The organism is Terriglobales bacterium (genome assembly GCA_035543055.1).
Classification (GTDB): domain Bacteria; phylum Acidobacteriota; class Terriglobia; order Terriglobales; family Acidobacteriaceae; genus JAIQFD01.
In genome coordinates, this window is record DATKKJ010000022.1 from 1 (window position 1) to 5,813 (window position 5,813).

At 64.6% G+C, this 5,813-nt stretch carries 6 protein-coding genes; all 6 read right to left on the reverse strand.

Features of this window, described 5'->3' with window-relative positions; all coding sequences use genetic code 11:
- Nucleotides 1-9: 9 nt before the first annotated feature.
- Nucleotides 10-228 (reverse strand): hypothetical protein, encoded by a 219-nt coding sequence (locus VMS96_01540; protein ID HVP42081.1) that lies wholly within the window; start codon nt 226-228, stop codon nt 10-12.
- A gap of 18 nt (nt 229-246) precedes the next feature.
- Nucleotides 247-1,188 carry an ATP-binding cassette domain-containing protein gene (locus VMS96_01545; GenBank protein HVP42082.1) on the reverse strand — a complete coding sequence of 314 codons (942 nt, stop codon included), beginning with the start codon at nt 1,186-1,188 and terminating at the stop codon, nt 247-249.
- Between the two features lie 34 nt (nt 1,189-1,222).
- Nucleotides 1,223-2,155, reverse strand: a complete 933-nt coding sequence (gene cyoE / locus VMS96_01550; protein HVP42083.1) for a heme o synthase — start codon at nt 2,153-2,155, stop codon at nt 1,223-1,225.
- Complete coding sequence (locus VMS96_01555) at nt 2,152-3,045, reverse strand: COX15/CtaA family protein (protein ID HVP42084.1); 894 nt, start codon at nt 3,043-3,045, stop codon at nt 2,152-2,154. Before VMS96_01555 ends, cyoE begins: the two co-directional genes overlap by 4 nt.
- Nucleotides 3,046-3,292: 247 nt before the next feature.
- The gene (locus VMS96_01560; protein HVP42085.1) at nt 3,293-4,084 is read right to left on the reverse strand and encodes a carboxypeptidase regulatory-like domain-containing protein; all 792 of its coding nucleotides are present in this window, start codon (nt 4,082-4,084) and stop codon (nt 3,293-3,295) included.
- Between the two features lie 150 nt (nt 4,085-4,234).
- Nucleotides 4,235-5,813 (reverse strand): hypothetical protein (locus VMS96_01565; protein ID HVP42086.1); only part of this gene is annotated, 1,579 nt, incomplete at its 5' end.

Here is a 5,813-nt window from a genome sequence, read left to right on the forward strand (position 1 = left end):
GGGCCACCGCTATGCCTTTGCCCCCTCCTGCTTCTTACCGAGACGCGGCGCCAGCCCCAAGGCCCGTGCCTGGACGCCGGCGTTGAGCAGGAACACTCCCGCGATCGCCAGCAGGATCAGGCTCATGAAGAGCCCGTCCACCGTCGCCAACCAGCCGCTGGCGGCGATCCAGCCGATGCCGGCCAGCGGCGCCAGCGCCAGCACGAGACTGATCACCAGCATCTGCATGCGCTCCCCTCTCTGATTCTAATCGCCATTGCCTTCGTTCCAGAAGCGATGCCCGGTGCGATCGATGAACACATCCTCCAGGGTCGGCTTGCTGACCGAGACCGACTGGATCTCGCCGGGGAACGCCTCCACCACGTCGGTGACGAACCGGTGCCCCTGCCCGATCTCCAGGCGCACCTTGCCGTCCATGACCGCCGGCTTCACGTTGAAGCGCTGCCCGATCTTCGCTGCGAGAGCTTCCGCATCGCCGGCGGGCTCGAGCAGGATCACGTCGCCGCCGATCTCGTGCTTGAGCTCGGCGGGAGTCCCTAGTGCGACCAGTTTCCCGTTGCTCAGGATGGCCAGGCGATCGCAGTATTCCGCCTCTTCCATCAGGTGCGTGGTCACGATGATGGTGATGTGCTCCTCCTCCCGCAGCTTGCGCAGATAGAGCCAGAGATCACGGCGCGCCCCGGGATCCAGCCCGGTCGAGGGCTCGTCGAGCAGCAGCACCGAGGGGTGGTGCAGCAGTCCTTTGGCCAGTTCCACCCGTCGCTGCATGCCGCCCGAGAAGGTCTCGACCTTCTCGTGGGCGCGGTCGGCGAGCGCCACCCGCCCCAGCATCTCCTGGATGCGCGACTTGAGCGCGGCCCCGCGAAGGCCGTAGAGATGCCCCTGGTGCCACAGGTTCTCGGCCGCAGTCAGCTTGACGTCCACGCTCTCGGCCTGGAAGACCACGCCGATGGCGCGCCGCACCTGGTTGGGCTGGGTGGCGGCATCGAAGCCCAGGATCCGGGCCTGGCCGGAACTGGGCAACATCAGTGTGGACAGGATGCGGAACAGGGTCGTCTTGCCGCTGCCATTCGGCCCCAGCAGCCCGAAGATCTCCGCCTCGCGGACCTCAAAGGAGACGCCATCCAGCGCCAGCCGGGTGTCGTACTGGTGCCGCAGACCGGAGATTTGGATGACCGCGTTGTCCATCTGAAGATTGTGTGCGACAGCCGCCCGCGGCTGTCTACATCGCCGAATTTAACATCATAACGGCGAACAGGATCGGCAGGTAGAAGACGCTGGCGATCAGCACATGCCGCGCCAGGGCCTTGGAGCGCGGCGCGGTAGCGGCCAGCCGGGTGCGCGCCAGCCGCACCCCGGTCCAGAGGAATCCCATGCCCAGCAGCAGCGCCGCCATGAAGTAGATTCGCCCGGTCATGTGCAGGAACGCCGGCGCCAGGCTCACCGGGATCAGGCCCACCGAGTAGAACAGGATAGCCCGCACGGTGGAGCGGCCGTCCGCATGTACCACCGGCAGCATGCGGATCCGCGCCCGCTCGTAATCTTCCCGGTACAGCCAGGCGATGGAATGGAAGTGGGGGAACTGCCAGAAGAAGACGATAGCGAACACTACCAGCGCCTCCCACTCCAGGCGTCCGCGGGCGGCGGTCCAGCCCAGCACGCCAGGCATGGCGCCCGGGAAGGCCCCCACGAAGGTGCACAGCGGCGAGACCTTCTTCAACGGAGTGTACAGCCCGAGATACGCGGCAGAAGTGGCCAGCGCCAGCAGTCCGGTCAGGGCGTTGCAAGCCAGGGCCAGGTACAGCACCCCACCGCAAGTCGCCAGGAACGATGCCACGGTGGCGTGACGCAGGCTCATGCGCTTCGCCGGCAGCGGCCGCCGCTCGGTGCGCCGCATCAGGCCGTCTTCCTCGTGTTCCAGGACTTCATTGAACGCAGCCGTGCCCCCGGCCACGAGCCCGATCCCGGCGAGCGCGTGCAGCAGTCCCCACGACAGGGAGGAAGTTCCGGATTTCAGGGCGCCGAAATAGAAGCCGCACCACGCGGTCATCACGATCAGCGATGTGACCCGCGCTTTGAACAATTCCGCATAGTCCTGCAGCTGGGCGAGGACGCCGGCGCGCTGCACGGGGCGGGGATAGGTCATGCTGCTCATGCCCCGGCCACCTTCGCGGGCGTCAGCACCACCAGCGGATGCACGGCGATATGCCGCTGCGTCTGGATGGCTAGCACCAGGCAGGTGGCCAGCACCAGCGCTCCATTCACCACGTGGGCGACGGTGGACAGCACCGCCGGAAGCATGGGCTGCACGGCCGAAGCGTAATTGATGCGCATCATCCAGGCGATGAAGCCCAACGACAGTTGCAGGATCAGCAACCAGAGCAGCAGCATGGCCGGCCGGCGCAGTTGCTTGTGCTGCGAGTGGTCGGAGAGCGTGCGCATCACGGTCCACACCAGCACGGTCGTGACCACGACCGCTCCAAAGAGATGAGGTGCCAGCTTCATCCCGTTATGGCGGAAAGCAGCGCCCAGGACGAGTTGCGCGAACACCGCGCCTACCGCGAGCAGCGTCAGGGTATGCAAGCGCGGGTGCCGTCCCTCGACCAGGTGCAGGGGCTGGCTTTCGATCCATCCGCGGCTGGTGAACAACGCCATGGCCACGGTCAGGCAGAAGAAGCTCTGTCCGAGGGCGGCATGCGACGTGGAAACCGCCCATGGCAGGTAGAACAGCACCGTCAGTCCGCCGACGACCCCTTGCCCGATCACCAGACCCAGGCCGGCCCAGCCCAGCTTGCGCATCCAAGGGCGCGGGTCCTCTCTCTGCGTCCAGATCGCCAGCACGATGGTCAGCACCCCGATGAACTGGGCGACGATGCGATGCCCGTGCTCATACAGCGTCCCGCCCACCAGCGGAACCCGGAAATAGGAATAGGTGATGGGCCATTTGCCGAACGAGGTGGGCCAGTCGGGTACCGCGAGGCCGGCGTCGTTGCTGGTGACCAGGGCGCCCGCGATCAGCAGCAGGAAGGTGCAGGCGGCCAGCACACACGCATAGGCGTGGCGCGCGCGGCTGTATTGGACCTCGACGATGTGCAGACCCCCGCTCCTCCGAACCTGCTTACGCGAACAACGATTCCGCCACTCTGGCGGACGATGAATTATTTTGTTTCCGTTTTTGGGAATCGGCGGCCAGCAGCTCCCCCGTGACGCTGCTCACAGCCCAGCGTGACAGTGTACCAGAAGTGCGCGGGCCGGACTCCTGCCCGGCCCGGCTCCTCATCCTTGCGGACCGTTACTGCGAACCGCCCGCGCCGCCGCCTTCTTTGAAGGTGAAGTCGGCCGCCTTGCTCTCTTTGGCTCCGACCGTCACCTTGGTGTCCTGCGAACCGAATTTCTCGTGGACCGCGGTCACCGTGTAGGTTCCCGGAGGCAGCCCCTTCAGCTCGAACTTTCCGTCCTTGCCGGTGACGGCGAAGAACGGGTTCTTCACCACCCCGATGTACATCTTCATCCAGGGGTGCTGGTTGCACTTCACCGGGATCAGCACTTCCTGGCGGGCGAAAGTCTTGTCCAGGGGAGCGCCGCCCGGCGGCTGCGATTCGTTCCACTCCTTGTTGTCCTTGGGCGAGGGGTGGATGTTGTGGGTGGTCTTATCGCTGTTGACGATCTGCACCGGTTGTCCGGCCATCACCCCGACCACGTGGGGATGATACCGGCACCCCTCCTGGTCGACCTTGACCGGCGTGTTGGACGGATCAAAGGTGCGGTCACCCAGCCCATCCTTGACGTACACGAACACGTTGGCCAGGTTGCCGTTGTCCACTTCCACGGTCTCCGTCATGTTGCTGCCCTTGCAGGCCGGATCCTGGCTCATGTCGATCTTCTGCGGTTTCGGCGCCTTGCCATCGAATTTCACGGTGCCGGTGATGGTGGCGGCGGTGGCCGGATCGATGGGAGCCGCCGCCGCTTTCTTCGCCTCCGCTTGCGCCGGGGCTGGTGCCGGCTCTTCTTTCTTGCCGCAGCCGGCCACCAGCAGCAGGGCGGCCAGCAGGGCGCTTATCGCGATCAGTGTTGCTCTCTTCATGACTCAGTACCTTTCTTGTGCGGTTAGACCCTTCAGGACAATCCGCTATTCTAACTCGCATGGCGGTTGGATGGGGAACGCCGGGCGGCTGTTGACCCGTCCGGGATCATGGCTGCAGGAATTCTGTATTCCTCGTGCCCTCTGCACGCTTCATCTTCCAGCGCCTGCCGTGGCTCCCGCAGGTCTCGCGGGTTTCGTGCTCGAGGTCTTCGCCGCCGGCGCGCTCTTCATCATGCCCGACACTCTTCGCTGTTCCTCCGGCGTGAGGGCGAAGATATAGCGCACCAGCAGCTTGGTATGGTCCTGCTCATAACCCTGGAACGAAGGCGGCGTCGGTCCGCTGAATACCCACTGCTCTCCCAGCTTGTGGAATAACCCCGAAGGCATGGAGGTCCCCGGGCTGATGGATTGGGGATCGATGATCCAGCGCTCCGTCCAGCCGGGTTTCAGGCGGTCCTTGGCCATCAGAAAATTCGGGGCGGTGGCGTGCTGGTCGTGGGCCACGTCGCCAGTGGCGTGACACTTCAGGCAAGGCGCCGCCGCTGACGAGAACAGGCTGCGCGCCATCTCCGTCTCTTTGGGCGTCAGCTCCGCCAGTTGTTGCCGGATGTAAGGCATCGGTTGCTGCTGCGCTGCCTGGAAGAATCGCACCAGTTTGCGCAGTTCGCTGGCGGAGAAGTTGAAGGTCGGCATCCGCACCTTCAGGTAAGGACGCACGCCGTTGCGGTTGGTGTCGGTCTCGCTCAGCGCCGGGTTGTGCAGGAAGCGCAACAGCCATTCGGGGTCCACGCGCGCGCCTTCGGTCAGCAGCTGCGGCGGCAACTGCTCCTTCCAGTCGGGGTCCTGGTAACGCGGTATCTGCATCAGGGTGCTGGGCTGCCCCGGGAGGAACTGGTGGCAGCCCATGCAGTTGTATTTCTTGACCACCCACCAGCCTTCCTGGATGTCGTGCCGCCAATCTTGCGGCTTGTACTGGTAGCTCTCGGGCAGGGAAGTCTCCTGGCTGCCCAGCAGGAACGTGGTCAGCGCCTGCACCTGTTCCTTGGTCAGGTGGGCGTTGGGCATGCGCAGCTTTTCCGTCTCTGCCTTGACCTTGCCCTGATCGTAGATGTTGGGCTCGGCCAGCTTGTGCTCGAAGAATCCCTTGTGGTCGTACCAGGGGCCCTTGGCCGGCCCTTCCGGGAGCCGCGCCAGATTGTCCTGATCCTTGATCGGCTCGCCGCCGCCGACCTCGGCGGGATGGGTCAGCAAGGCAAAGTCGAGGCGTTCGATCGGCTTCGATCCTTCTGCGGTCAGTTCGGTGCCGATGCGTCCCTCGTCTTCGAAGCCGGAGATCTCATGGCAGCCGGCGCATCCGAAATGACGGACCCAGGTGCGGCCCTGCTCCTTCAGCTTGGGATCGTCCATGAACGATGCGTCGGCGTAGGAAGCAGGATCTTTCTTCTTCTGGGAGATCAGGTAGGTGGCGATGTCGCGGGCATCATCCTCAGACAGCCGCAAGATCGGCATGACGGTCATGTTCTGGATCTGCAGCTCGTGGCCGTCGTTGGGGCACCGGCTATGCGTCTCGTCGAAGACGTACGGCAGCCCTTTCTTGGCGTAATCTTCGGGACCGATGTCTTTCTTTTCGTACGGGCAGTAGGGACGGGTGCGTTGCCGCGGATTGTGGATCCAGCGCACCAGGTAGCTGTAGTTCGCCTTCTCACCCACCCGGGTCAGGTTGGCGGCG

What these genes read in the sequence shown, in the direction of transcription:
- VMS96_01540 (HVP42081.1), bottom strand. Translation starts at nt 228, where the DNA reads ATGCAGATGCTGGTGATCAGTCTCGTGCTGGCGCTGGCGCCGCTGGCC.
- VMS96_01545 (HVP42082.1), bottom strand. Translation starts at nt 1,188, where the DNA reads ATGGACAACGCGGTCATCCAAATCTCCGGTCTGCGGCACCAGTACGAC.
- cyoE (HVP42083.1), bottom strand. Translation starts at nt 2,155, where the DNA reads ATGAGCAGCATGACCTATCCCCGCCCCGTGCAGCGCGCCGGCGTCCTC.
- VMS96_01560 (HVP42085.1), bottom strand. Translation starts at nt 4,084, where the DNA reads ATGAAGAGAGCAACACTGATCGCGATAAGCGCCCTGCTGGCCGCCCTG.